The 713-nt window shown below is 66.8% G+C and carries 1 protein-coding gene; it reads left to right on the top strand.

The genetic code is table 11. The annotated features are described in order from the left end of the window. A partial coding sequence (locus BAC01S_RS29790; protein WP_027798021.1) for an acetyl-CoA C-acyltransferase occupies positions 1-713 on the top strand: 713 nt, incomplete at both ends.

Here is a 713-nt window from a genome sequence, read left to right as displayed (position 1 = left end):
GTGGATGGCCTGTGGGACGTGTACAACCAGTACCACATGGGCGTGACGGCGGAAAACGTCGCGAAGGAATACGGCATCACGCGCGAGGAGCAGGACGCGTTTGCGGCGCTTTCGCAGAACAAGGCCGAGGCCGCGCAGAAGGCGGGGCGTTTCGACGACGAAATCGTGCCGGTGGCGATTCCGCAGAGAAAGGGCGAGCCGCTGCAGTTCAGGACCGACGAATTCGTGCGCCACGGCGTGACGGCCGAGTCGCTCGCGGGGCTGAAGCCGGCGTTCAACAAGGAAGGCACGGTGACGGCGGCGAACGCGTCGGGGCTGAATGACGGGGCGGCGGCGGTGGTCGTGATGTCGGCGAAGAAGGCCGAGGAACTGGGCCTGAAGCCGCTGGCGCGCATCAAGGCGTACTCGAACGCGGGGCTGGATCCGAAGATCATGGGCATGGGTCCGGTGCCGGCGTCGAAGCGGTGCCTGGAGCGCGCGGGCTGGACGCCGCAGGATCTGGATCTGATGGAGATCAACGAGGCGTTCGCGGCGCAGGCGCTGGCGGTGAACAAGCAGATGGGGTGGGACACGTCGAAGATCAACGTGAACGGCGGGGCGATTGCGATCGGGCATCCGATCGGGGCGTCGGGTTGCCGGGTGCTGGTCACGCTGCTGTACGAGATGCAGAAGCGCGACGCGAAGAAGGGGCTGGCCTCGCTGTGCATCGGCGG

Source organism: Paraburkholderia acidipaludis NBRC 101816 (assembly GCF_000684975.1).
Classification (GTDB): Bacteria; Pseudomonadota; Gammaproteobacteria; order Burkholderiales; family Burkholderiaceae; genus Paraburkholderia; species Paraburkholderia acidipaludis.
The sequence above is the reverse complement of the archived record's forward strand: the minus strand, read 5'-3'. Positions and strand labels throughout refer to the sequence as shown.